This is a genomic window from Candidatus Paceibacterota bacterium, from assembly GCA_028714635.1.
GTDB lineage: Bacteria > Patescibacteriota > Minisyncoccia > Phycocordibacterales > JAQTLZ01 > JAQTLZ01.
The window spans coordinates 13078-38155 of record JAQTLZ010000005.1; the positions used below are offsets into that span (position 1 = coordinate 13078).

The 25078-nt window shown below is 44.8% G+C and carries 22 protein-coding genes; 2 read left to right on the forward strand and 20 right to left on the reverse strand.

Annotated elements, in window-relative coordinates:
* Positions 1-88 precede the first annotated feature (88 nt).
* The 12 genes from PHS53_03940 to PHS53_03995 form a co-directional block, all read right to left on the reverse strand.
* Positions 89-3301 (reverse strand): fibronectin type III domain-containing protein, encoded by a 3213-nt coding sequence (locus PHS53_03940; protein MDD5357269.1) that lies wholly within the window; start codon positions 3299-3301, stop codon positions 89-91.
* Between the two features lie 147 nt (positions 3302-3448).
* Positions 3449-6037 carry a fibronectin type III domain-containing protein gene (locus tag PHS53_03945; protein MDD5357270.1) on the reverse strand — a complete coding sequence of 863 codons (2589 nt, stop codon included), beginning with the start codon at positions 6035-6037 and terminating at the stop codon, positions 3449-3451.
* An 85-nt stretch (positions 6038-6122) separates the two neighbouring features.
* Positions 6123-9032 carry an Ig-like domain-containing protein gene (locus PHS53_03950; GenBank protein ID MDD5357271.1) on the reverse strand — a complete coding sequence of 970 codons (2910 nt, stop codon included), beginning with the start codon at positions 9030-9032 and terminating at the stop codon, positions 6123-6125.
* A 121-nt stretch (positions 9033-9153) separates the two neighbouring features.
* Positions 9154-9696, reverse strand: coding sequence for a hypothetical protein (locus PHS53_03955; GenBank protein ID MDD5357272.1), 543 nt, complete (start codon positions 9694-9696; stop codon positions 9154-9156).
* A gap of 288 nt (positions 9697-9984) precedes the next feature.
* Positions 9985-12138, reverse strand: coding sequence for an elongation factor G (fusA, locus tag PHS53_03960; GenBank protein ID MDD5357273.1), 2154 nt, complete (start codon positions 12136-12138; stop codon positions 9985-9987).
* 90 nt (positions 12139-12228) lie between these two features.
* Positions 12229-12444, reverse strand: a complete 216-nt coding sequence (locus PHS53_03965) for a hypothetical protein (protein MDD5357274.1) — start codon at positions 12442-12444, stop codon at positions 12229-12231.
* Between the two features lie 63 nt (positions 12445-12507).
* Complete coding sequence (gene rpsG / locus PHS53_03970) at positions 12508-12978, reverse strand: 30S ribosomal protein S7 (GenBank protein ID MDD5357275.1); 471 nt, start codon at positions 12976-12978, stop codon at positions 12508-12510.
* 86 nt (positions 12979-13064) lie between these two features.
* Entirely contained in the window at positions 13065-13487 is a 423-nt protein-coding gene (gene rpsL, locus PHS53_03975; protein MDD5357276.1) for a 30S ribosomal protein S12, read from the reverse strand.
* Positions 13488-13561: 74 nt separating this feature from the next.
* On the reverse strand, positions 13562-14203 hold the full coding sequence (locus PHS53_03980) for a class I SAM-dependent methyltransferase (GenBank protein ID MDD5357277.1): 642 nt from the start codon (positions 14201-14203) through the stop codon (positions 13562-13564).
* Between the two features lie 16 nt (positions 14204-14219).
* Positions 14220-14837, reverse strand: coding sequence for a glycosyltransferase family A protein (locus PHS53_03985; protein MDD5357278.1), 618 nt, complete (start codon positions 14835-14837; stop codon positions 14220-14222).
* Positions 14838-14841: 4 nt separating this feature from the next.
* A complete protein-coding gene (locus PHS53_03990) occupies positions 14842-15498 on the reverse strand; it encodes a hypothetical protein (GenBank protein ID MDD5357279.1) in 657 nt (218 codons plus the stop codon).
* A 195-nt stretch (positions 15499-15693) separates the two neighbouring features.
* Positions 15694-16296 (reverse strand): site-2 protease family protein, encoded by a 603-nt coding sequence (locus tag PHS53_03995; protein ID MDD5357280.1) that lies wholly within the window; start codon positions 16294-16296, stop codon positions 15694-15696.
* Between the two features lie 50 nt (positions 16297-16346).
* Here PHS53_03995 and PHS53_04000 point away from each other — a divergent pair, with 50 nt between their 5' ends.
* Positions 16347-16589, forward strand: a complete 243-nt coding sequence (locus tag PHS53_04000; protein MDD5357281.1) for a bL28 family ribosomal protein — start codon at positions 16347-16349, stop codon at positions 16587-16589.
* 108 nt (positions 16590-16697) lie between these two features.
* On the opposite strand, the gene PHS53_04005 is transcribed toward PHS53_04000, so the two are convergent.
* The 3 genes from PHS53_04005 to PHS53_04015 are packed head-to-tail and all read right to left on the reverse strand — an operon-like array spanning position 16698 to position 18409.
* Positions 16698-17576, reverse strand: a complete 879-nt coding sequence (locus tag PHS53_04005) for a ComEC/Rec2 family competence protein (GenBank protein MDD5357282.1) — start codon at positions 17574-17576, stop codon at positions 16698-16700.
* Positions 17577-18152 (reverse strand): hypothetical protein, encoded by a 576-nt coding sequence (locus tag PHS53_04010; GenBank protein MDD5357283.1) that lies wholly within the window; start codon positions 18150-18152, stop codon positions 17577-17579.
* Positions 18149-18409, reverse strand: a complete 261-nt coding sequence (locus PHS53_04015) for a GIY-YIG nuclease family protein (GenBank protein ID MDD5357284.1) — start codon at positions 18407-18409, stop codon at positions 18149-18151. Before PHS53_04015 ends, PHS53_04010 begins: the two co-directional genes overlap by 4 nt.
* Before the next feature lie 80 nt (positions 18410-18489).
* On the opposite strand from PHS53_04015, the gene PHS53_04020 reads away from it, so the two are divergent.
* The gene (locus PHS53_04020; protein MDD5357285.1) at positions 18490-19086 is read left to right on the forward strand and encodes a Fe-Mn family superoxide dismutase; all 597 of its coding nucleotides are present in this window, start codon (positions 18490-18492) and stop codon (positions 19084-19086) included.
* Between the two features lie 65 nt (positions 19087-19151).
* Here the strand turns inward: PHS53_04020 and PHS53_04025 are convergent, their stop codons facing one another.
* From PHS53_04025 to recJ, 5 genes are all read right to left on the reverse strand, one after another.
* On the reverse strand, positions 19152-20171 hold the full coding sequence (locus tag PHS53_04025) for a hypothetical protein (protein ID MDD5357286.1): 1020 nt from the start codon (positions 20169-20171) through the stop codon (positions 19152-19154).
* Positions 20172-20388: 217 nt separating this feature from the next.
* Positions 20389-21915, reverse strand: coding sequence for a ComEC/Rec2 family competence protein (locus PHS53_04030; GenBank protein ID MDD5357287.1), 1527 nt, complete (start codon positions 21913-21915; stop codon positions 20389-20391).
* A 2-nt stretch (positions 21916-21917) separates the two neighbouring features.
* Positions 21918-22679 (reverse strand): ribonuclease HI, encoded by a 762-nt coding sequence (locus tag PHS53_04035; protein MDD5357288.1) that lies wholly within the window; start codon positions 22677-22679, stop codon positions 21918-21920.
* 169 nt (positions 22680-22848) lie between these two features.
* Positions 22849-23274, reverse strand: a complete 426-nt coding sequence (locus PHS53_04040; protein ID MDD5357289.1) for a hypothetical protein — start codon at positions 23272-23274, stop codon at positions 22849-22851.
* Between the two features lie 65 nt (positions 23275-23339).
* Positions 23340-25064, reverse strand: a complete 1725-nt coding sequence (recJ, locus tag PHS53_04045) for a single-stranded-DNA-specific exonuclease RecJ (GenBank protein ID MDD5357290.1) — start codon at positions 25062-25064, stop codon at positions 23340-23342.
* Positions 25065-25078 lie beyond the last annotated feature (14 nt).

The window sequence follows — 25078 nt, forward strand, 5'->3', positions numbered from 1 at the left end:
CATAACAAATGCCGAAAAGAAGTCAATTCAAGGCAAAGCCCCCACTAAAGCTTTAGTGGGGGCTTTCCTATCCTCTTCGATAAGAGATCTAGAACCCTAAGAGATGCCCGAAGGATTCAAGAACCGAAGCGACACTACTGGTAGTCGGAGCAACGGAAAGACTTGTCACATTGAAGACTGCTGTATTAGTAAATTGAGCAGTTCCTCCTATATAGACCTTGATTACATACGAACCAATTGGGGCACCAGTGGGAACTTGGAATGTAACATTATTACCATTAACCGTACCAGTAACAGAACTATAATTTCCAAAATAGACTGTTCCATAAGGGAACGCCACCGGACCATTAATCGTAACCATTGTTCCTGGATGCCCTGACCCTGGTGAAATAGAACTGATTGAGGGCGTTGCTGGCGTGGTAACAGGAGGAAAACTCTTTCTAATACCAACATTCCCTGAATTATCTATGGGATCAATCGAGAATGTATAGGTAACACCCGCTGTTAATCCCGTCACATTCATGCTCCCGACAGGACCGCTAATCTGATTTCCATTAACACTACTGTTAGGCGAACTTGTTATCTGGTAGTTCACAGTACCTCCGGAATTATCGCTTGCTCCGCTCCAATTCAAGGTCAAACTATTTGATGTTACGTTGGAGGTGGTAAAGGTGGAAGAGCCCGACCAGACAGGAGCCGTTGTGTCTGCAGCGGGACCCACCGTAATATTGACATACTTGTATACACCATCAGCGCTGTGAATTGTCAGCATTCCACTGCCGGTAGCAGTTGGAGTGTAAGTTCTTGTTGCAGCACCTGCGGTTCCTCCGATAGTTCCTGAAACAGATGAGGTAAAGTAGTCGAAGGCAGGTTGTGGAGAAAGGGCGACGCCAGATGCATTTTTTGCAGTGAATGTATATGTGTATGTCGTATTTTGTGTGAGACTGGTTGATCCTGCTACGTCGATGGAGGCGGTGGTTGGACAACCCGTAGTCGTCGCCGTAACCGTCTTTGCAGGAGAGCTGACATTGCCAGCACCATCAGTGGCTGTGATCGAGAAAGTATACGTTGTACAAGCGGAGAGGCTTGCAACACCAGTCCCACTATTCGAAGCGCCATTAAAAGTAAGGGTACTGCCGGTACCGCTCGGAGAACGGGTGATGGTGTAACTTGCGACTCCACTACCACCAGTGTTGTCGGTTGCTCCGCTCCAATAAAGTGAGAGACTATTGTTGCCTATACCTGAAGCAGTAAAGCTTGTAGGAGAAGTGGGCGCAGTGACGTCGGCACCTCCACCTGTAGCATTCACCGTAATTGTTTTAGAATTACTGCTGTTCGTTCCACCAATAATAGAAACCGACAAACTATACGTGCCCGCTACAACTGCTGGAATGGTGTAGCTTAGAGACGTCCCGTTTGCTGAGGAAGCTTGAGTTTGGTAGGGCGTTCCGTTGGCAGTATTTACGAGGGTTATCAAGTTTGGGTGAGCCGCGTCAGTGGAAAAATTAGTACCGCTAATGACCGCAGGTGTCGCTACTCCCGCTGTTACCGATGTTGGGGAAACGGAAGTGATGGTTGGAGCTGAGGGCGTAGTGGTAATCGTCACCGTCTTCGAATCTGTAACCGTTCCGTATGATCCGGTACACGTGATGGTGTATGTCTTTGATTGCGTGAGGAGACCTGTATAAATACCAGTAGAATTGTAAGTTGCACCTGATGTAACCGATCCGTTCGCTGTAGTAAAGTTGGTTCCCGTACATGAAGTGACGTTGGAAGATGTCCAAGTGAGATACGTTCCATTTCCAGATGGCAGTGAACTTGCTGCGACGGTCAGGGTGACGGAAGGGGTTGGTGTACCGGTAGCATTCACCGTAATTGTTTTAGAATTACTGCTGTTCGTTCCACCAACAATAGAAACTGACAAACTATACGTGCCCGCTACAACTGCTGGAATGGTGTAGCTTAGAGACGTCCCGTTTGCTGAGGAAGCTTGAGTTTGGTAGGGCGTTCCGTTGGCAGTATTTACGAGGGTTATCAAGTTTGGGTGAGCCGCGTCAGTGGAAAAATTAGTACCGCTAATGACCGCAGGTGTCGCTACTCCCGCTGTTACCGATGTTGGGGAAACGGAAGTGATGGTTGGAGCTGAGGTAGCGTTCACCGTAACAGTTGCAGTATCACTTTTACCGCCAGAAGAAGCTGTCACCGTTACCGTACGCGCAGTCCCCGGAGCTGTGAGAAGTCCTCCACTTGAAATAGTCCCCGCAGTCGTAGTCCAAGAATAGGCGGGTTGTGTAGATAACGCGTGGGTAAACTGGTCTAAGGCAGTTGCAGTAAATTGCTGGGTTCCGTTAACTGTGACACTAGCAGTTTCTGGAGTAACAGAGATAGAAGTAAAGACTTGAGCTGCGTTTGACACCGTAACTTCTTTTGTACCGATTATCGTTCCGGAATAAGCGCTCACTGTCACCGGAAGTGACGTGCCCGTTATACTTGAGGGAGCTCTAAAGAGACCGCTTGAGTTAATTGTCCCCCCAGTCGCATACCAAGTGAACGAGGACGGCTGTGTGCGAAGATCATTATTTTTCTGATCTTTCGCAGTTGCGGTAAATTGTATTGTTCCATTTGTCCCAACAGTAAGGCTCGAAGAAGTTGTTAATTCGATAGAACTGAAAACGGGTGTGTAGGAACCGCCACTATGACCACCACTTCCACCGCCACCTCCGCCACCACTACCACCTCCCGAAGCTACACAAAGAGAACCACTTAATGGGCTGTATTTTGTTGTAAGCGTACAGCCAGCTGGGAGCGAAGCGAAACAACTTGCACCAGTTATATTATTGAACAACGCGCCCCCACTGCATGGACCAGTTCCTCCTCCCGGCAATGACACGCACGCAAAACCAGTCAGCGTGCTATAGCCTGAAGCGCTGGTACATCCTGGCGGGAAATTTCCTGAAACTGTTCCACCAGCTTCAAAGTCTCGAATCACTGCTTCTATGGTCAGAGGACCAAAGAGAGAAGTTACGTGAACGAGGTAAAGGAGTTTTTTACCAATGAGAATAGTTTGGAGAGCCGGGACAGTAGTGACTCCGTACTTCTTCAATGTCAGAGCTTTGGTCAGAGGACCAAAAGGACCGACAACACCAGGAGGAAGAATGCTTGCTTGGTAAGCGTGAATTCTTGCATCCGAAACTGCCGCGTGTACTGGCAAAGCAAATGAAAAAGCGAGCGCGGCTAGCGCCAAAATTCCTCCTATTATTGCAACGATTCTTGCTGGATTAACAGCGTGTGAATGACTCATAATAATTTTATGATTGTTAATAAAAAAAATACTCCTTTGCTTTAATAGTACCTCTTCAGAGACTTAAATGATAATCGGTTTTCCACAAGAAAAACCGCCTTATTTATTGGCGGTTTTTCTTGTTTCTAGCTATTACTGACACCCCACCTATTGCAAAGTAACACGCACTAGAGGAGAGATAATGTCTCCAGCATTTGTCTGTATCCAGAGAGACCCAGCACCCTTTGGCCAAGTACTTGGTATGTTTACAGTGGTTGTTTTCGGTGCAGTACCGCTATTACTGAGCAGGAATAATTGATGGCTAATTCCGCCTAAATCTTGATAAATACCCTTGATGTTACTGACACGAACATCATCGCAATATTTTACTTCATGATTTCCAACTGCCCACGTTGTATTTTGAGAAGGTGTGACAATACTCAATACCCCAGATGTACACGCGTCTTGAGCAAGTACAGATATCGATGGCGTAGAACATGTGACTGTCTGACCGCCAGAGGTGACTTTTACTGACTCGGTGTAAGACCCCGGAGTGGTGTAGGTTATGTTGAATATATTATTATCTGTTGGAGATCTGTAAGAACCACTAAACAACCATTCGTAGGAATAAGATCCACTGCCCCCACTTGCAGTTGCTGTAAATGTAATTGACTGGGTCACTTTCGCACTCGAAGGTGTCGCAGAGACAGAGCAAGAGAGGGGTGTGCCACTACCTGCACTCGTAGTTGTCACTGTAACCGTCTTCTCTACACTGACATTGCCCGCCGCATCTTTAGCTGTAATTGTGAAAGTATATCTAGTTCCAGGAGAAAGACCCGTAACACCCGTACCGCTATAAGCACCGTTGGGAGTGAGGGTGCTACCGCTACCGCCTGGGTCACGAGTGATGGTGTAGCCTGTGACTCCCACATTATCGGTAGCACCGCTCCATTGAAGCGAGAGACTATTGGCGCCAACACCATACGCAGTAAAGCTTGTGGGAGGAGTTGGTCGAGTGGTATCTGACCCGGCATTGATCGAGAATGAATTGTTGCTTTCATCGCACACGTTACGATCTTCATCACATACTTTTACCTTGAACGATCCGCTCCAAGAGGAATTAATATTGAGCTTAGTGTAATTATTTACATTAGGTTGATTCGTAACATTCCCCGCCACAGTTCTGGAAATAAGAGCTGAAGTGAATGCGTCTGCACCAGAAGAGTTAAGAAGATGAATCCTGATATGGCTTGCGTCCAGATTCAGACCAAACAAGACAGGAATGATTCCATTTGAGGTTACGAAACGATCTCCCCCATTCGGACTAATGACCGTAATTGATTGGGTATCTCCCCCAGGAATCGTCAAAGTCCCGCTATTGCTCGTACCCTTGCTGTTAGTAACGGACACCGTATGATTTCCAGAAGAAGGAAGAGGAGAGAGAGTAAAGAGAAAACCCGCTGAACTCTGGAGAGAACCGGAAATCGGTGATCTACTGTCAAAATTGACTTTCGTGTCAGAAGTAAACCGAGAACCATTAATATAATACATTCCGACTACTCCTGTTGTAGAGACAGAAGTTATGGAAGGAGGCAAATCAGTTGTTGATGATACAACATTTACTGTTATCGATTTCGTGAAGCTTGGATGAAGAGAGTCAGAAAGATTTATACAAGTGATGCTGTAGGTGTATGTCTGTCCTAGAGAAAGAGAAGACTTGGACTCACTCCCGGAAGCAAGACCGGACCCGCTCCAACTTCCAGATTTTGTACAAAGTGCTACCGGGTCTGTATGAACTGGATCATTTAATTTCCAAGCAAGCGTGACTGAATCAGTCGGCAATACTGAAATGGATGAGACAGCCTGGCCATTTGCGGTGAATGAGAGAGAGGCGGTGGAATTGCCTCCGTCACCCCCTGATATTACCGGAGGAGGAATATCTGCTGTCTGACTTGCTGGGAGACGAACTACGCGGATGGTATCGGCGAGTGTCACACCACTAGAGAGAGTAAATTTCACATTGTATACTCCAACCGCTGGGTAAGTGTGGCTTAAGACAAAGTTAGTCGCAGTTGTCTCTACAGTACTGTCTACATGAGATGTCTTCCCATCTCCCCAATTTATATCCACACCCGATTTTAATGCAGTCTGTGTTCTTCCTTCAAGCTCCCATACTGCTACTTTGCCAGCTTGGGCGCTCCCTGGACGCTTGAAATCAACAAAGCATTCAGTAAGACCCGTAGAGTGACCAAGCCCCGTACTTGGCGGAGGACAGACTACGATCGCGCTGAAACGAAGGGACGAAGCAGCACCGCCATAAGGCAAAAGAGGATTGGTTCGTACAAGAACGTGTGAAGACAAATCTTTTCCATTTGGAATCACCGGAACAGAAGGGGCGCTCGAAGAAGTTCCTGAAAAAGTCGGGGTAATCTTGTGCTGGCCAGGTTTTGTGTACTTATGAGTACGCGTAAAAACTTCTTTCCGGTCGGAAGATTGAGCCTGCAAAACTCCTTTTTCATCTGCCGTCCCCTGTTCACCCCAATCTATGTTCCAAGAGACCGCCACACCCCCGGGGACAAGAAGCTCTAACGCAACTGTTTCAATCCCGTTTATAGGCAGAGCTCTTTGGCTCACGACATAAGGAACCGAAACGGAATTTGTTGCAGTGCCTACCGCTCCGGCAATACTCACAAAAGCGGAAAGGCCCAAGACAAGAAGGGATGCTCCTAATCCAAGAGTTGATAGATATTTCTTCATACAAAAATGATACTTAGTAATAAATATGACTCAATACATTATATACATCCCTTATAAAAACGCATCCACAACCAAACCCCGGCGATTAGAATCCCAATAAATGACCAAAAGCTTCGAGAATCGAGGCCGTCGCTTCCGCAAGATTTTTTTGATAGAAATAGGAGCTAGGACCGCTTACCATTCCTCCCCCACTATATGAAGGGAAAGTTGTAGTATAAGTCGAGACTGCGGAGTAGGTGGGAATCGCGGTCGCACTTGCTGCCGTAGTATGGGTAGGTGCTGCAGTCACAGTGGGCGGAATGGTTGAGGTTGCCCCGCCTCCGCTTGTGGAGAATGAAACAGAATCTGATGAGGGATTATTTGAAAGATCATAAACTAGTACGGTAAGAATATGCTCACCTGCAGAGCCCGGATTAAAAGAATAACTAAATGGCGCGGAAGTGTCGTTTCCGATAAAACTATCGTCAATGTAAAAGTCTGCTTTAGCCACTCCAACATTATCAGAAGCGCTAATAGAGACAGTCACTATTCCGGAGACAGTGGCGTCTGAAGCGGGATAAGTAATGGAAACAGTTGGAGGTGTTGTATCTGGGACAGTTCCCGAAGTGGCTGTCGGAGCAGCTGTCGGAGCAGCCGTGGGTTGCGGTGTCGTAGTGGTTCTATTGGTGCCCGAACTTCCCCCTCCGCCACTGTGACGAATTGCGGTTGGAGCGGGATTAGAATATGAGTTATTTACATTCCCATTGGTAGCAGAATCGGGAACTGTGGTATTAGGATTGGAATATGAAGTTGAGGTGTTCGAAATTCCTGAACCGCAACTGCAGGCTTGAATCCCACCATCTCTACCAGGTTCCCCTTTACTACGACTGACAGGAGTAAATGCATATCTGCCTTTACTGTCATACCCTTTTGTATAGCAATATATATTTTTCTTCTCGCAGTCATTATCCGGAGAACATTGCTTAGTAGGGATGTCTTTACAAAAATCTGTTAGGCTTGGGTACGACCTATGCGCCCTATCCGCTTCAGGTTGCGTTGAGTTCTGGCCAAGATTCGAATATGTCATTATTTGATTCGAATCACACGGACTTGCTGTATATTTGGGTTTACAACTGGAAGGACCTTTGTTTGAATTTCCAGAACCTGAACCAGAACCAGGAGTTCCGTCTGTTCCACTTGAACCACCATCAGCCGGCCCTCCAGTTGCTGGAGAATTATCAGCTGGTGGAGCGGTGTCTGCCGGAGTTGTATCGGCCGGAGGAGTGTCTGCGGGAGGACAGATAAAAGGTCCGATGGGTCCAAGAAGATCAGGCCAAATAGGCTCTATATGATTTTTGAAAAAGGGACATAAAAAACCTTGATCGGTTTCGTCCTCCAGTGTTGCAGGAGGTTCTTCCGCGGCAGGAGGAAACTTTCCGATATCATCTTTTGGAGTTTCAGGTTCCGGAGCAGAAGGTTCTTGTGCAGTCGCGTCATCGGGTGGCGCAGAAGTTCCATCATCTGGCGGGGCATCAGCGGATGGTTCATCTGTAGCTGGAGTATTATCATCAGGCGGTGGTGGCGGGACTTTATCTGGAGGAACATTCAGCGATGGAGGAGGAAACATCCCACTATTCCCCGGCTCTGTGATATCGGGAGGTTCTACGGGTTCTGGAAAATCATTAGGCGGAACACCCTGAAGGCCTGGGGGATTCTGAGCGGGCGGTGGTGGAGGTGAAATTGGCAGAGGCAGTATACTTGCTGGCGGGCAATATTGAAGAGGAGGATTGAGGAGAGGAATCCTGTAACATCCTGGATCAGCGCTTACAACTGCATTACTAGTATCATCGCTCACGGGCTTCTCGATAACTGTCACAGAATCTTTCTCCTCATCAAAAGCTTCCGGCGCTTTCGCGCTGACTTTTATATTAGGAAAGTAGATACCAGGCTCCCCATAACTACAAGTAGGAAAACTAAAACTTGTTTCTGAAGTATCGATTGGCCCATTTGTATCTCCATCACCACACGAGTAGGTCATTGTGTATGGTGGGTCTTGGTCAGTTACCCAAGTAGCAATGACGTACGACGGATCTCTCACAAAGATTTTGTCAGGAGTATGGGGATTCGCGACGAGAGTTACACTTAAAAAAGGTCCGCTAACAACAGTGACACCCGCTTTCCCTACAACTTTCCCACTTGTCGCAATCACATCGCAATCTCCGACTTTATTACCGCTATAGTGCCCCTTTTCATCAATACCCACGCAAGTCCCAGAAGTCCATTTAATTGCAGGAATTAGCCCTGTAAATTTTTGTCCATTTTGATCTTTAGGTTCAGCTGTGGCATCACCGCCTCCATTTAAAGCTATTTTGGGAGGATATGCAGCTACCTTAAGCGAGGAAAAAACGGGTGTCCCCACAAATTCCCATTTTCCGTTGGCACCCTTTCTTAAATCTCCTTGATGGACACCTTTGTCGGGGAATTTATCATTTATAAGTCCAGATACGGTTGGTCCGTCAGTTTCACCTTTTCTAGTAATAGGATCGAAAGCCCCATTTCCCAAGAAATGAAAGCTGAAGCCCCCGTTTGGTGGAGAGCCATACAATGCAACTGATTTATTTAGTATCGTTATCTTATCTCTCGCATGACTATTTAAATATTGAAGCATCAAATCCTCGAATTTTTTCTCGTCAATGCATTCGTTTTTGTTTGGATCTGCTATTTTGACTTGTTTAGATGATCCATCCCATCCCATAATACAGACTTGCCCTTTTTCGGTAACTCTGTACCCCAACATCACTACGGTATAGTCTGTACCTCCAACAGTAGTATATATAAATATGAGCGGCCCGAAGATATGCTGTTCTCCATTCGCGTCAATCAATATCTTGTCGAGTATATGATCTCCTGGTGCAAAGACTTGGGGAGGTAAAACGTCGGCTCGGGCAACTCCAGAGAAGGAAAGAAAAAAAACTAGCGAAAGAAATACTAGAGAAAAGATCCTTGTCTTTTGCATTCTTTTATTTTAGCAACTCTAGCTCTTCCTGTCTCACAACATGTGTGTACAAGTATAAAAATTCTGCTAAATAATAAAACCACGCTTTTGGCGTGGCTTTTGCGATGAGTGAGTTGTAACCTCACTGCGAAGAGGTGAATTCCAGTTTTGAGAACTGGGTTTCATCGTCACCGTAGATATAATCGGGACTTTGCTCGGCCTCCATTATCTCTTGAAGGTCTTCGGGTGTCTCTGTGAGAGCAAAAGCGTCTGAACGCTTGCTCTCTTTCGTGCTATAGACCCAGCGGACCTTTATCGTTCCATCCTTCTGGAGACGCACCCGATAGACAACCGCCGAACGCTCGGACTTCTTGTCGCTGTTACCGACACCAGTAAGACACTCGAATCGGAAAAAGGTGTCGCCACGAAACGAGGTCATCCAGCCACGGCACAATTCTCCCAATGTCAGCGTCCACTTGCCGTTAGAGCGGATTGCAGTGTAGACGAGAAGGCCGTAATCGTTTTCACCGAACCTCACTACCTGATAGAGGTGGTAGGGCTGGTCATCAAACAACAGGCTGTCGTTAGTCCAGATGCCAACGATACAGCTAGAGATCGGTTTCTCTTCCTCTGCGCGAACAAAAAAACATGCCACGAGAAGAAACATGATCATGAATGCTTTCATGAAATCCCCCTTTAAAGGTACTGCCCTGTTTCTTACTTGCATCGCTCGGAAACAGATCCTAAGCTATATTAATTTAACAGTAAAATAGGCTTTTTGTCAATGTTATCCACAGCACGAAAAAAGGTCCTAGTAGGGCCTTTTTTCGTGCATGAGAGTAATAGAGATTTTGTTTATTTTGAGATGAAATGCGAGGCGGAAGTGCGGCTTGCGCCTAAGCTGTAGTACTCCTACAGCGCAGAAGCAAACGCAAGCTTCCAACGAAGCAGTTCGCTCAAAATAAACAAAAGATTACTTTCTAGCTTCAATAATAGTAGTAGCCACATTCGGCGGTACAGCCTCATAGTGATCAAATTCCATCGTGTAGCTTGCTCGGCCTTCTGACATCGAGCGGAGAGTAGTGACGTAACTGAACATTTCAGCAAGCGGAACTTTTGCATCAATCACTTTGTTCATTCCCCTCTCGCTCATACCATCGATCACCGCTCGCTTCGAACTCAAGTGTCCAGTGATGTCTCCCATGAATTTATCAGGTGTGACAACTTCCACTTTCATAATCGGCTCAAGAATAACTGGCTTTGCTCGTTTTGCAGCATCTTGGAAAGCTTGCGAAGCGGCAATTTTGTAAGCGATTTCAGACGAGTCCACGTCGTGGTATGAACCGAAGGTAAGTTCACAAGAAACATTTACCATTTTGTATCCAGCAACAATTCCTCGCTCCATTGCTTCCTTCACACCTTTCTCAACAGCAGGAATAAATTCATTTGGGATAACACCTCCTTTAATATTGTCGATGAATTCAAATTCTTCTTCTCGGTGTACGTTCTTCGGAATTTTCTTTCCTTCTGCAAGCTCAAGCGGTTCAAGAGGTTTGATCGTAATGCGCACGTGTCCGTATTGTCCCTTACCTCCAGATTGTTTGATGTATTTGTGTTCAGCTTCAGCACTGCCCTGAATCGTTTCTTTGTATGCCACTTGAGGCTTGCCGACATTTGCTTCCACTCCGAATTCTCGTTTCATTCGGTCAACCATGATCTCAAGCTGGAGCTCTCCCATACCTTTAATAACCGTCTCCCCTGTTTCAGAATCGGCAACCACTTTAAAAGTAGGATCTTCATCAGAAAGACGCTTCAAGGCAAATCCCATTTTCTCCTGGTCGGCTTTTGTCTTTGGTTCGATTCGAAGGGAGATCACCGGCTCCATGAATTTAATTCTTTCAAGAATGATTGGATGATTTTCATCACAGAAGGTATCAGAAGTCTTTGCTTCTTTCAGTCCCACAGCAGCGGCAATTTCTCCAGCGAATACTTTCTTCACTTCTTCACGCTTGTCAGCCTGAAGTCTAACGATTCGGCCGAGTCTTTCTTTCTTTCCACTTGTGACGTTGTAGATGTATGAACCTGCTTCAAGTGTCCCAGAATAGACGCGGAAGAAAGTAAGCTGTCCAACGAATGGATCGCTTTGGAGTTTAAATGCGAGTGCAGCAAATGGTTCAGAATCATCAGCGTGTCGTTCAATAATCTGATCTGTATTTGGATCAATTCCTTTAATAGGTGGAATATCGAGCGGAGATGGAAGATAATCAACGACGGCGTCGAGCACAAGCTGAACTCCTTTGTTTTTGAGTGCAGAACCGGTAAATACAGGAACGATTTCTACTTTGAGACACGCTTCTCGAAGAAGTTTTTTCAAAACATCCACAGGAGGAACTTTTCCTTCAAAATACTCATTCATGAGTTTCTCATCTCGTTCAACGATCTTTTCTACGAGCTCATTTCGGTATTTCTGTGCAGATTCAAGATATTCGGCAGGAATTTCTTTTTCAACAATAGTGCCTCCCATTTCTCCTTCGAAATAGAACGCTTTCATTTTAAGAAGATCGATAACTCCCTCGAATTTTTCTTCTTCTCCGATAGGAAGCTGCATTCGCACAGCGTTTTTATTGAGACGATTGAGAATTGATTGGAATGATCGCTCGAAGCTTCCACCTGTTCGGTCGAGCTTGTTGATGAAACAGATTCGGGGCACGTTTCCTTCATCCGCGTATCTCCAGTTGGTTTCTGATTGGGGTTCCACACCGGCTACTCCGTCGAATACCACGACAGCACCGTCGAGCACGCGAAGAGATCGCTTCACTTCCACAGTAAAGTCGATGTGCCCTGGGGTATCGATAACATTGAAACGATATTTTGTTTCTTTCTTTGAGCGGTCTGGAAGATCGGTCTTGTTCCAGAAACAAGTAATCGCAGCGGCAGTAATCGTGATACCTCGTTCTCGTTCCTGTTCCATCCAGTCAGTCGTCGTCTCTCCTTCGTGCACCTCGCCGATCTTATGAATTTCTCCGGTGTAATACAAAATTCGCTCGGACGTGGTGGTCTTTCCGGCGTCGATGTGCGCGATGATTCCGAAGTTACGAACTTTTGCGAGTGGATAGTCTCTTTCCATGATTTATTTGTAAATATAAAAAGCCCGAAGGCCCTGATTAACGTGACACTAGAGTACCGTAAAAGTTGAAAAAAAGCAAAGGGAAAAGTTTTATCTGTTTCCCTTTCTCAAAAACTTTGCAAAAACCATTCCGCCATCGACAATCAGTCCAAGAATTCCAATGAAAAGTAGAACAATAATCGTCCACGTCGGCATTGGTAAGCCAGTTTTTAAAGACCAAATTGTCAATACAATAAGAAAAATCCAAATCGGTACGCCAAAAATATCATAAAATTCTGGTCTCCTAAGAAGATCTTTTAGATTCATATTAGATAAGTATACAACAAAAAAGATCCATTTTGGATCTTTTTTAAGATTATTTAAGATAACTTACCAGGTGAAATGGGCAAATGCCTTATTTGCTTCAGCCATCTTATGAGTATTCTCTTTCTTCTTTACCGCTTCCCCTTCATTCTTCGCAGCTGCGATGATTTCATCAGCGAGTTTTTTGTGCATGTTTGCTCCTTTCTTTGAGCGGGCAGCTTCGATAATCCATTTCATTGAAAGCGCTTGCTGTCTTTCTTTTCGGACTTCTCGGGGAACTTGGTAGTTGGCGCCTCCGACTCGTCGTGAGCGGACTTCCATAAGAGGAGTCGTGTTCTTAAGAGCAGATTCCAAAAATTCTACAGGATCAGCTACTTTTGCTTTTTCTTTGAGAAGCTCAAATGTATCCGCAACAACCTTTCGAGCAATACTTTTCTCGCCAGAGAGCATGAGGTAATTGGTAAACTTCGCCACGCGTGGAGAATTGAATACCATATCAGGGCCAACAACTTTTCGGTTTTTTATTTTTCTTCGCATGTGTTTGATAGCGGATAGCGTTTAGCGGGGAGCGTATAGTAATTATTTGGTAATTTATTTTTTGAATTTCCTAACCGCTTCACGCTTTACGCTGTTTTGGCAGCCTTTGGTTTCTTTGCGCCGTATGAACTTCGTCCTTTCATTCTCTTCTCTACGCCAGTCGCATCGAGAACTCCTCGTACAATAGTGTAGCGAAGTCCGACATCCTTTACTCGTCCCCCTCGAAGAAGCACTACGGAGTGTTCCTGAAGAGTGTGGCCGATTCCTGGAATGTAAGCCGTAACTTCAAGACCATTGGTGAGTCGTACACGAGCGATCTTTCGGATAGCAGAGTTTGGTTTCTTTGGAGTCTTTGTGGTTACTTTCGTGCACACACCTCGCTTGAATGGAGATGGGAGGAATTTCGGTCGGTTCTTCAAAGCATTAAAAGAGCGCATCAAAGCAACCGCTTTTGGCTTGCGTTTGAGCGGAACTCGTTTTCGCTTGATTAATTGATTGATTGTCGGCATTTACAAAATAAAAACTGCTTGAAAACAGTCTCAGTACTCTATCGAAATAGAGGGAAAAAAGCAAGCCCAGATACCTACGGTGCTAAAGCCCCGGTCTTCTTAAAAATATGGGCGTCTTTAAATGAGGCGGCCGGGTTCTTTGATACTTTTATATCTTTCTCTAGCACATACCCATTATCGACAAAGACAGAGATGTCTTCCTCTGCAGGATATGGTCTACAGGCATATATTTTGCAAACAAATCTACCCCAGGTGCTGTCTCTATTCGGAGAGTCGAAGAAATACCCTCCCATAACGAGAAAGCGGGAAAGATTCCTGACAGTTTTCTCGTGTGGTACATACACCAAGACCCCCGCGGTTATTATTAAATCAAATTTCTTATCTTCAATTTCTGTAAGTGGCCCCGAAATATCGGCTGTAAATAGGCTCAGTCGGTCAGACAATACATTTCTAGATGCTTTTGTCGCAACATATTCAACTAATTTTTTATTCAAATCAAACGCAATGACTTTTGCGTTTTTGAATCTTTTCAATACTGCGAATGAATACAATCCCGTTCCGCATCCTGCATCTAACACTTTTATTTCGGCATCTTCAGGAAACGGCAGTTGCGCGACAAAATACTCGACAGATTTTTTATATCCGACGAGAGAAGCCAGAGCGTCATAAAAAGAGGTTATATACCCAACGAGAGAATATACTTTTTTCTGGTTCATTTCTAAATACAGATTCCTACCCTACTTTCTTCTCTATATGGTCGCAAATGATGCTTCCGAGGATGTGCGGGCGAATGCCGTTCTGAATGGCCTCTTGGCAAAAATACATGCATTCCGCATAGAAATAACTTCGCCCAAAGACGTCTCGTAAATAGACTTCCGTGCCTGGCTTGAAATCAATCCGCTCCAAAACTTTGCGATGCATCATAACGCACCCAAGTCCCATCATGTCCACCGGCTGAACTCCCCTTTGCGGTTCTTGAAAAAGATAGAAAAGGCCTTCTGCAACCCATCGGCTTGATACCCAATCATTCCCCGCCATCTTTTTGTACCAGCCTCCCATAAAAGGAAGACGGTGGCGCATAAATTCAGAAATAGTATGAGGAGGAATAACAACATCAGAATCAATCCAGAAAAACCATTCCGCGTCGGTCGCGAGGGCGAGCCTGCGAGCATAGTTTCGATTCACCACGATATTCGTTACGCGATTTTTTTCCGGATCTGGATGGAGGTTCGTCGGTTGAAGAACAGTATTGAGGAATCCGAAATCCGGATAGTCTTGAGCTTGAAGAGCTTTCAGGGCTCTCGGCTCGATCTCTGCTTTTGTGGGGATGATCGCAAGTACTTTAGGCATAGAATTATTTTGTTTTTTCTTCTTTTGCGAGCATTTCCGGCCCACAGACAACATCTCCCACCATCGCAATTTTCTCTTCGATCTTTTTTGCAGAAAAAGCGAAGGCCAGAGCATCTCCCATATGCGGGAACGGGCCGTCCTTCTGTTTCATTCCATCTATAAGAGAGACGTGCTCAAAGCCAGGTTCAAAAGCGATTTTCATAAGTGTTGGACGGTGGACCATAAGACAGCCGAGACCAAGCGCTCCCACTTCAGCAGTACCCTTTTCGGGTTTCGTAAAAAATTCAAATCGTCCTTCCTTGTTTTCGGAAAGTGTGCTCCAGACGACTGCGCCAGAACTTTGATACCACCCTCCCATGATTTCTTTGCCTTCTTTTAAGAATTTTTCGATAGAGCCCTTTGGCAAATATACAGAATCGTCAAGAAAAAGAACCCACTCAGCAGGAGAAGCGAGCGCCATCGAGCGCAACACATTTTTATTTGTGGTCATGTTGATGATGGCACTTCGATCATCATTCGTAGCGGAAGATTTTGAACCGTAGGAAATAATAGCGATATTTTTCGGATCCTCTTTCACCATATGCATGAGATGGTCGGATTGTTTTATCCCCGATACCGATACTGCAATAAGCACTTTCATCCGGTTAGTGAAAAATGGCATCGCTCCCTTGGAGCAAGTATGCGATTTCTATATTATGTATTGATAATTCCGACTTTTTCATATTTATTGAAAAAATTCTTGTTTCGCTCCAATGCCATTTTCTACTACGGGATTCATCACCAATAGTTAATCACAAAAAGATGTGGCTTCCAAGAAGGATTTATTGTGTAGTGCTCCCGCCCCGAGGAAAAGAGATTACGGAACGAAAAAATTGAAAAGAGCGTCCACGAGATGAGAGAACGGCTGGAGAAAAAAGAATATAAGAATAAGGAGGAAGAAGAGAGAATATTTTTCAAACCAATCCTTTATATATCGAAACCTGACGGGTAGAAAAGAGAAGAGAATCCGAGAACCGTCGAGAGGAAAAACGGGGATGAGATTAAAGAGCATAAGAGTGAGATTGATATAGACGACGAAACCCGCTATCAGTACGAAAGAAGAAGGCAAAAGATTTTGCCCAAGACGAATGACAAAACTGAAAATAAGAGCGATTGCGAGATTCGAAAGAGGACCAGCAAGAGCGACGAGTGCCTCCCCCGTTTTGCCGTTTCGTAAGTTGTACGGATTGTATGGAACTGGTTTCGCCCAGCCGATGATGAATCCTCCTGTTATAAATGAGAGAATGGGGAGAACAATAGAGCCAAACGGGTCAACATGCTTAATGGGATTTAAAGTCAGCCGGCCTGCATATTTGGCGGTTGGATCACCAAGGTAATTAGCCATGTAGCCGTGGCTCACCTCATGGAGCACGATCGAAAAAATGAGTATTACAAATTCAAAAAGGGTAATAATTGCCATGGAGATTCTTCTATGATAGCATAGAGCGCACTTCTCTAAAAAGGAAATATATGGCAAAAATCTGCGCAATAACCAAAAAAACTTCAATGATGCGGGGCGGATATTCAAACCGAACTCGTGCAACCCAGTTCAACCCTACCGGGATGACTCGAAGCTACCCGAATCTTCAGAAAAAGAAGATTTATGTTCCTGAACTCAAAAAATTCATTACTGTTACTATTTCAACAAAAGGACTCAAGACTATTCAGAAACACGGGGCTTACCCGGTTCTCAAGAAAGCGGGACTAATATAATTTAAACTCCTTACAGGAGCTGTACACCTTTTGGATTTTTCTCCAAAAAATCTCAAAAGGTCTTGCGAAATGGGTCCCTTCCCATTTCTCACTGCCTCGCGGTAGTTTTTACTTTACCGCGATAGTTTCTCCATCAGACTCAAAAATAATTCTCCCCTGCAAATCGGTGCGGAGGATTTTTACATTATTTTTTTGAAGCGTTTCAAGCGTCTCTTTATGCGGATGACCGTAACGATTATTTTTCCCGTCTGAAATTGCCGCGTATTCGGGAGACACAGCTTCTACATATTCTTCTGAAGTTGAAGTGCGGGAGCCATGGTGTCCAACTTTGAGTACTTGTCCGGAAAGCCCTCCGTAACCTCTCGATTCCGGAGATTTCTCGAGAGAGATGAGATATTTCTCCACTTCTGCGGTTGCATCACCCTGGAGAAGAAATGAGGTGTCTCCATAGACGAGCTTCATCACAATTGAGCCGTTATTTGAAGTCCAATTCGAAACGTCCCGATCAGGATAGAGAACATACAGAGAAACATCTTTGTCGAGCAGAATTTTCATTCCCCTCTTCGCAATGATTTTGGGAATGTGTTTTTCTGCTACAGTTTTTTCCAGTTCGTGATAAGTCGGCGTATCTGAAACTGTTCCAGATTCCATAAACTCACCGACTTTGTATGATTTCAGTAAATCCAAAAATCCAGCGTAATGATCCGAATCAGGATTGGTATTTATGATCATATCGATCGAACGGTCATAGAACGGCATGACGTGGCCCAACTCTGAAAGCAATCTTTGATCAGGACCTCCATCAACAATAATTTGATTTCCATTTGGCGCTTCGATGAATATCGCGTCGCCTTGGCCGATATTTAAAACAGCAACAGTCAAAACGCCATGCCGGCTCTCTGCCGACACGGCATACCAGATAGAAATATTTATAATCAAAAGAAAAAGAAGGAGTGCAGAGCGTCGATGTGCTTTTAAATACTCCATCTAAGCGACACTGCTTTCAAGAATTTTAAAATAGTTAGAGAGAATTTTTTCTCCAGACGCAGCTTCTTCAAACGCCTCTGGGTCAAATTGGAGTCCATAAATAGGGCGAGAAACGTGTTTCAACGCTTCGATACCAAAAGAAGAAAAAGCTAAAGGCTGGAGATCGTGAGAAACATCGGTAATGACCCAGCGCTCATTTTCAAACGCCTTGAAATGCCTGCAGTCTGCAAACAATGGATCTGGTTCGACGACATTCACATCGACATTCCCTTTTCGAGCAGGTTCCAATTTCTCAAGATGACCTCCAAATACGAACGCCACAAGCTCGCATCCGTAAGAAATTCCGAGAAGTGGCTTTTTGGTTCTTTTGATAAGATCCATTTCTGATTTGAGCATCTTGTCATTCCCTACTACCGGATCAGCATGACCGCCAGCCAAAATAATAAGATCGTATTTATTTTCGTCCCCTACTTCATCTTTTTTCCAATCAATGACATCGACGGTGTGTTTTATCTGCAAAGCTTTTTGTAGCTTGTCGGAGAGCACTTCCCCGTTGTTAATGAGAAGGATTTTCATCCCGTTAGAGATAGGAAACGCTTAAGCCTATTTTTGAGGTAGCGTTTACCCATGCCAGATTTAAGAAATAATTCTCTCGACCTTGCGTCTCCTTCAATAGAACATGCTTCATAGTATATAAGTATAAACGGTCGATGGGCTCTTGTATATGTTGATTTTCCATCATTATGCTGTTTTAAGCGTTTCCGTAAATCATCCGTACTTCCGGTATACCACTTCCCGCTCTTTTCACTTTTGAGTATATAGACATAGTACATAACAAAATATCTCTAACGGGATTCATACGTCCATAGTATCATGCTATACTTGATTTTTATCACTACTAATCCACACCCATATGCAAAAATATGAAGAGCAAAAGTTCACTATTCCCGCTCTTAAGGGAATCTCGGAAAAAACTATTACAGAGCACCTGAAACTCTATGCAGGATATGTGAAAAACGCCAATTTGATACTAGAAAAAATCGCTGAATACATGGCAGATTCTGAAAAACATGCTTATGCCTTAGGAGAACTCCAGCGCCGATTCTCATTTGAATTCGACGGTATGAGAAATCATGAATACTACTTCCACTCACTAGAAGGCGGAGCGAAGGGTCTTTCTTCTGGTTCAAAACTAAAGGCGCAGATAGAAAAACAAGCACCATCGTTTGAAATTTGGCTTCAGGGATTTAAATCAATCGCGCTCACTCGCGGTATTGGCTGGGCAATGATGCTCTGGGACCCGAATTCAAAACAGCTTACTCATGCATGGATGGATGAACAGCATTTAGGACAGCTCACTGATACTCGTCCTGTTCTTATGCTTGATATGTGGGAACATTCATACCTCTTCGATTACATTCCGTCCGAAAAGAAAAAGTATGTCGAAGCATTTTTTGAAAATCTGAATTGGGAGACAATCGAAAAAAATTTCGCGAACGCACAGAAATAGAAAAATGGGTGCAGCAAAAAATCGGCCAGAGGGCCGATTTTTTGCTGCTACTTTTCTACCTGATTTTAAAACCCAAGAAAATGTCCGAAGGACTCTAGAACAGAGGCGAATTGTTCTACCACATTCACATTCTTATGAATACCCCCAGACAACTCTGCTAGATTTCCCAAATCTGGCGCCCGAAATGCCAATTTAGACAAATTAAAGCCGAATGGACCATTCACAATCGACGAGTATGGAGCGAGAATCCCGGGAAGGGTAACAGTCGCTCCAGCAAAAGAGAAGTAAAGTTTTCCGGGAGTGGTAGTAGTGTTTATCTTGAAAGTAACAGTCTGAGTAGTTCCTCTTTGAATCGCAAGAGGTGGACGGAGATTTACGGTAAAAGTGCGCATTACTGTGGTACTACCCGTGGAAGAAGTGGTGGTACCAAGCGTACTCGAGGCATTATACGCTCCAACAAGACTAATAATATTGGAAGGATTCGTTGAAGTGCCTGTTGATGTTGCCGTAGCATCCATTGAAAGCGAGTTCACAGCAAGATTACCCCCCACTGCCGTAAGATTTACATTTAGCACGGGGTAATTTGATACAGAACCAAGCGTAAGTAAGGGTGCTGGCTGAACACCAGAAGAAACCTGAAGAACCGGGACTGGCGCCGGGGTTGGAGTCGGAAGTACAATGGTAAAACTGCTTTGGGCATATGAGCTTACAGTACTCATATAGACAGTGTAATTACCAGCAGGCGCAGAGGCTGGGATGACCCAAGGATACGAGCCAAAAGAGGAAACCACTCCTCCAGAAACAGGATTCCCCACTACTGTAGAAAGAAGTGTGCGTCCAGCAGTATATACAGTTAAACCAAGACTATTATTTTGAGTGTTGAGCCCGGTTGCAAACCAAGCAATATTCATCGCCTGGCCCGGAGCAAAGTTCCCGCCCACCGGATAGGTAATGGTGATAGTTTGGCCTGCGGCCTGTGCAACTTGATTTCCTACAGGAGTAAACAGTAAGTTTGTCCCCGCGAGAAAAGGCGAGATAATAGTGAATGCGAGGAGCGCGAAACCGACGAGAATAGGTTTTCTCATTGTGATAATTGATTATTTATAATGTGATTAATGAATGACGACACTTAAATCTTTTTTAAAGACAAAAAACTCGATGCCACTCTTATGGTCATCGCTTTCCTCAAAATATTGAGAAGTCTCTCTTGCGATTAAGAATACCCCCGCCAACTCGGTTTGCAAAGGGCAGTTATCCCCATCCCGCGTCGTCAACCTTAGCAGGTTCACGGCGTGGCTCTATTTATAGCTGGTTTTTGAATAAATCCCCCACATTCTCACGTCTTGTGTAAAATCGAAAAAGTATCCTTGCATAAAGAACATAAAGGGCAGACATAAGCCACCAAGGAAACCAAGGAATCTGAACCGCTGCAAATGGGAGCGAAGAGAAAAAGTGGACCACAAAAAGCTCATACCAGAGAGAAACATACGAAATGAGGGTGAGAGGAAAAGCCAGTGCGATTGAAATATAGCTAAGAAGTGTGGCAAGAAAACCTACAAACATCGTAAAAGGCACGAACATCATGATGAGCGTGTTGGTGAAAAGAGCGACAAGCGAAAGATTTCCGATCTGATATAAAAGAAACGGCAAGACAAAAATCTGCGTTGCAATCGTAGCTGTCACTGTTTCTCTTATTTTGAAACGGATGGGAAGAAATAAGAGGTGAGGTGCAATAAGCGGAGCTCCTAGAATAAGACCGAGCGTAGCTAGAAAAGATAACTGGAAGGAGGGATCGAATGCTAAAATTTTTGGATTGACGATAATCATAAGCGCTCCAGCAATACAAAGTGCGCGCAAAACATCATATCGGCGCCCAAAAGCTTTTCCCAAAATCACCACGAGTGCCATAATCCCCGCGCGCACGATGCTCGCTGTTCCTCCTGCTAAGACAACAAAAAGGATAATGCCGAGAGCGCCGAACGAAAGAGCGGAAGTGCGAGGTAAAAATGAGAGTGCTTTCGTGATTGCGTCAGAAACTAAAGTAACGTTGTACCCGGAAAGGACAATGACCTGAATCGCGCCGGCTCGCACAAATTCGTCTTGCAGATCTTTGCCGAGCGATCCTTTTCCCGCAACTAAAAGCCCCGAAAGGAGCGAGGAGTGCGGAGGAGAAAGAATGGCGTTTATGTGCTCGATAAAATTATTTTTTATCTTGAAAAGTACGGAACGAATTGGATTTCCCTCTCCCTCTCCGATCAAAGAAATCTTGGGAAATTTCATCTCATAATAAATAGCGTCTTTCGCCAGATACGAAACGTAATCAAATGCCCGCGCGCCGGCTTCTGGTTCAAAATTTTCCGGCTTCGTAATCGCACCAGAGAGACTGACTCGATCGCCATAATGAAAATTGGCATAACGATCGGCTTTTGTAATAATTTTCGCCGAAACAGCAGTAGACGCGATCTTTTGGAGAATAATCGTAAGCCTCTGGTAAGTATCACGAATATCGGGCTCTTCTGTAATGACACCCTCGGCGGAAACTTTTTGCCCGACAAACCTTTCAGGAAGCGGGTAGCGGCCTCGCTCGGAAATGCTGTAACGAAGGATACCTAGAGATATGAGAAGGAGGCAGAGCGACGCGGTGACTATCGTCTTAGAAAAATTTTCACCGCTCTCTTCTTTCTGACGGACATACCAAATATAAAAAAGTACAGCACCACTCACGAGACAGAGGAGTACGGAAAGCGTAAAACTTATTTCCCAAAACGATCGAAGAAAAACTCCCAAAATAAAACTGGAGAGGACGATATAAAAAGTTTTATTTTGCATTGCTATTTCACGCCCCACTCTTTCATAATAGCTTGTTCGTCTTCAGCCGAGAGGGCTTTGCGAAATTTCGCTTTTTTGCCTTTTACTCGCTTTTCGCAGTCCGCCCAAGTCGAATGTTTGATAAGCACCCCATCGATAAGACTTAAGTATGAATAAGCTTTCGCGTTCGAATGAGCGCGCGAAGCGCTTTTTTCTTTTGCGAGAGATTTGTCGAGATCGAAATTCAAAATGTCTCTCCCGTATCCGGAAAGCACTCCGTTATAAAGCTTCGTCGGTCTTCCATCTGCAAAAGAAGTTGCGATCTCATCCGCGCGCTCGTTTCCGGCGATTCCCACATGGCCACCGAGATATTTCCATTCAATATTTTTGCCATCTATCGCATCAAGAAGTTTCTCCCACAAATCTCGATTTTGCACATCTTCTTTTGTTTTTGTCTTCCAACCATTCGCTTCCCACGCCTTTGCCCATTTAGTTATGCCATTCAAAAGATAGCTTGAATCAGAGAACAGCGTAAAGCGTTTAGCGGCGAGCGGATAGGAAGAAAGAAACTTAAAAGCCTCTATTGCTCCGGTTAATTCCATCCTATTGTTTGTGATCTTTTTCTCACTGCCACCGATTTCAGTAACCCGCATTTCTGCTGAATTTGCATGCACGCCATCCGCTCCACGCTCGCCGCTAAACGCTATCACCGCTCCCCACCCGCCCGGCCCTGGATTTCCGCGAGAGGCCCCGTCGGTGAAAATAATTATTTCGTCCTTTTTCATTGCAAAATTGTAACATAAAAAAACCGCCGACCCTCTCCGGATCGGCGATACTAAAAGACCGGCCTTAAGCACGCGACAATGAAGACCACCAAAAGCATCAAGGTGATCATCATCAAAAAGAGCGTCTCTGCACCGAGATATCTCAACATTTTCCCCTCCTTCAATCTCTCTAGTGCATTGACTGGTAGGCGAGCTGGAACAAAAATCCAGCACCACCGAAATAAAATGGGAAGTCCCAGCGGACCAATCCGCCGAAAAGTGCCTTCCCCGACCTACGGTAGACTTCTTCGCAAGGCCCTTGGCCGTGGATGAGTCTTAAACACAGGTTCTGCAACGCCTCGAGGACGAACGCATACGCTGTGAAAAAGAAGTATCTCCCGATCCAATGCCACTCGAAAATTGCACTGCCCTGCCACGCAAACAAAAGCGCGACAGTTCCGTAAGTGATGATGAAATAGGGGTGGCTATACCCCATTGCCATCCGGTGATGAACGACGTTCGTCTGGTTTCTCTTCGCTGCGAAGAACCAGGTGAACACCACTTCCATCCCAAGGCCGGCTAGGCCCAAAAGGAAAAAATCTCTGAGAATCAACATGATCCCGGTCTCCCAAAAGAGTGAATGTTATCGAAAAACTACCGAGTTATATTATATACTAAATATTATACAATGTCAATAATCCGTAATCGTAATTCAGGAAAATTTCTGAAGGTAGATTTTTCCATCGAGGCGACAAGATTAACTGAACTTCCCTTTTCGATTGGCACCTCAAAATCTTTAAGTGAAGAGAAGAAAGAAATTGCTGAAACCTTTCTGCCGTCTGCTTTTCTAAAGATAAGCTCGAGATGATTTTTCTCTTTCCCAAACTGCTTTACTTCTTCGATCGCGACTTTATCAAAAAGAAAAACAGGTTTCGCATTCCCCACCCCAAACGGAGCGAGCTTTTCTATCTCACCGTAGGTCTGCCAATTTACATCTTCGAGCAAAAGTTTTTTATCCGCCACAAGGGCGTCCGGTTTTTCATACGCCTCCCGCGCTTTCTCATATGCATGTTCCAATTCTTCTTCAAGAAAATGAACTTTGTCTGATATGACAGTGAATCCTCCGGCCATATGGTGCCCGCCAAATTCCGCAAATACTCCTGGGCGTGTTGCTTGCATAAGTCCGACGAGAGATACGCTCCCATCCGATCTGCACGAGCCCTTAAGCGCACCTTCTCCATCTCCTCCGTCTCTGCCCCACAAAAATACCGGCCGAGAATGAGCTTCCATTAAAGTATTCGCTGCCAGTCCCAAAAGCGATGGGCGCCAAAGCGGATTTCCCATCACCAAAACTTTCGGCATCTCTTTCTTGGCAAACCGCTCTGAAATTTTCCTCTTCATCTCTTTGACCATCGATGCAACTACGCCTTTGCGTTCATCGTTCACCTGATTCAAATAATCAGAGAGCTCGTCTGCTTCCGCCTCATCATCCGTCGAGAGAAGTCGAAAGGCCTGCATCGGATCGCCCATTCGAGACGCGGCGTTTATTCTCGGAGCAATAGTAAAACCAATATCATCTTCGGTAAGATCGCGCTGATTGACGCGGTTCTTTGCAAAAAATTTTACGAGGCCCACACGAGGAGATTTGCGTAGTACTTTCAAACCATATTGCGCAAAAACACGATTCTCACCCACAAGCGGAACCATATCCGAACAGGTCGCCATGCCGACCATGTCCAGTAGCCACTTCTCTGTTCCCTCTTTCAAACCAAAATCATTTTTCAAGAGAAGCGCCTGGACGAGTTTGAACACAACCCCAGAACCACAAAGATCTTGAAATGGGTACTCCGGAGAACATTTCGGATTTATGATCGCAAACGCTTCGGGTAAAATTTTCCCAGGCAGATGATGATCGGTGACAATAACATCAAGACCAAGCGAATTTGCGTGGGCCACTTCTTTCGGATCAGCAATTCCGCAATCAATAGTAATGAGAAGCTTCGCACCCTCCTTTGCAATGTCTTCTATCGCATCATGATTCAATCCAAACCCCTCGTCGTGGCGATGCGGAATATAAACTCGAATATTTTCTTTGTAGCCAATTCTTTTGAAAAAATCAGAGAGAACGATTGCTCCCGGAATTCCGTCCATGTCGTAATCGCTATAGATACAAATTTTTTCCTTTTTTTCTATCGCTTTCAAAATTCTCTGCACCGCTTTCTCCATTCCAGAGAGAAGGAACGGATCATGGACATGCGAAATATAATCAGGATTTAAAAATGTTTTAGCATCTTCACCATTTTGTATACCCCGATGAAATAAAAGGTGACGAGTGAGCTCCGGAAAAGCTTCCAACTCCTTTTCAGCATCTTTCGGCAAGCATGCCCGGGTAGAATAAGACTTCATAGAGAACATTATAT

What these genes read in the sequence shown, in the direction of transcription:
- PHS53_03940 (MDD5357269.1), bottom strand. Translation starts at nt 3,301, where the DNA reads ATGAGTCATTCACACGCTGTTAATCCAGCAAGAATCGTTGCAATAATA.
- PHS53_03945 (MDD5357270.1), bottom strand. Translation starts at nt 6,037, where the DNA reads ATGAAGAAATATCTATCAACTCTTGGATTAGGAGCATCCCTTCTTGTC.
- PHS53_03950 (MDD5357271.1), bottom strand. Translation starts at nt 9,032, where the DNA reads ATGCAAAAGACAAGGATCTTTTCTCTAGTATTTCTTTCGCTAGTTTTT.
- PHS53_03955 (MDD5357272.1), bottom strand. Translation starts at nt 9,696, where the DNA reads ATGAAAGCATTCATGATCATGTTTCTTCTCGTGGCATGTTTTTTTGTT.
- fusA (MDD5357273.1), bottom strand. Translation starts at nt 12,138, where the DNA reads ATGGAAAGAGACTATCCACTCGCAAAAGTTCGTAACTTCGGAATCATC.
- PHS53_03965 (MDD5357274.1), bottom strand. Translation starts at nt 12,444, where the DNA reads ATGAATCTAAAAGATCTTCTTAGGAGACCAGAATTTTATGATATTTTT.
- rpsG (MDD5357275.1), bottom strand. Translation starts at nt 12,978, where the DNA reads ATGCGAAGAAAAATAAAAAACCGAAAAGTTGTTGGCCCTGATATGGTA.
- rpsL (MDD5357276.1), bottom strand. Translation starts at nt 13,487, where the DNA reads ATGCCGACAATCAATCAATTAATCAAGCGAAAACGAGTTCCGCTCAAA.
- PHS53_03980 (MDD5357277.1), bottom strand. Translation starts at nt 14,203, where the DNA reads ATGAACCAGAAAAAAGTATATTCTCTCGTTGGGTATATAACCTCTTTT.
- PHS53_03985 (MDD5357278.1), bottom strand. Translation starts at nt 14,837, where the DNA reads ATGCCTAAAGTACTTGCGATCATCCCCACAAAAGCAGAGATCGAGCCG.
- PHS53_03990 (MDD5357279.1), bottom strand. Translation starts at nt 15,498, where the DNA reads ATGCCATTTTTCACTAACCGGATGAAAGTGCTTATTGCAGTATCGGTA.
- PHS53_03995 (MDD5357280.1), bottom strand. Translation starts at nt 16,296, where the DNA reads ATGGCAATTATTACCCTTTTTGAATTTGTAATACTCATTTTTTCGATC.
- PHS53_04000 (MDD5357281.1), top strand. Translation starts at nt 16,347, where the DNA reads ATGGCAAAAATCTGCGCAATAACCAAAAAAACTTCAATGATGCGGGGC.
- PHS53_04005 (MDD5357282.1), bottom strand. Translation starts at nt 17,576, where the DNA reads ATGGAGTATTTAAAAGCACATCGACGCTCTGCACTCCTTCTTTTTCTT.
- PHS53_04010 (MDD5357283.1), bottom strand. Translation starts at nt 18,152, where the DNA reads ATGAAAATCCTTCTCATTAACAACGGGGAAGTGCTCTCCGACAAGCTA.
- PHS53_04015 (MDD5357284.1), bottom strand. Translation starts at nt 18,409, where the DNA reads ATGTACTATGTCTATATACTCAAAAGTGAAAAGAGCGGGAAGTGGTAT.
- PHS53_04020 (MDD5357285.1), top strand. Translation starts at nt 18,490, where the DNA reads ATGCAAAAATATGAAGAGCAAAAGTTCACTATTCCCGCTCTTAAGGGA.
- PHS53_04025 (MDD5357286.1), bottom strand. Translation starts at nt 20,171, where the DNA reads ATGAGAAAACCTATTCTCGTCGGTTTCGCGCTCCTCGCATTCACTATT.
- PHS53_04030 (MDD5357287.1), bottom strand. Translation starts at nt 21,915, where the DNA reads ATGCAAAATAAAACTTTTTATATCGTCCTCTCCAGTTTTATTTTGGGA.
- PHS53_04035 (MDD5357288.1), bottom strand. Translation starts at nt 22,679, where the DNA reads ATGAAAAAGGACGAAATAATTATTTTCACCGACGGGGCCTCTCGCGGA.
- PHS53_04040 (MDD5357289.1), bottom strand. Translation starts at nt 23,274, where the DNA reads ATGTTGATTCTCAGAGATTTTTTCCTTTTGGGCCTAGCCGGCCTTGGG.
- recJ (MDD5357290.1), bottom strand. Translation starts at nt 25,064, where the DNA reads ATGAAGTCTTATTCTACCCGGGCATGCTTGCCGAAAGATGCTGAAAAG.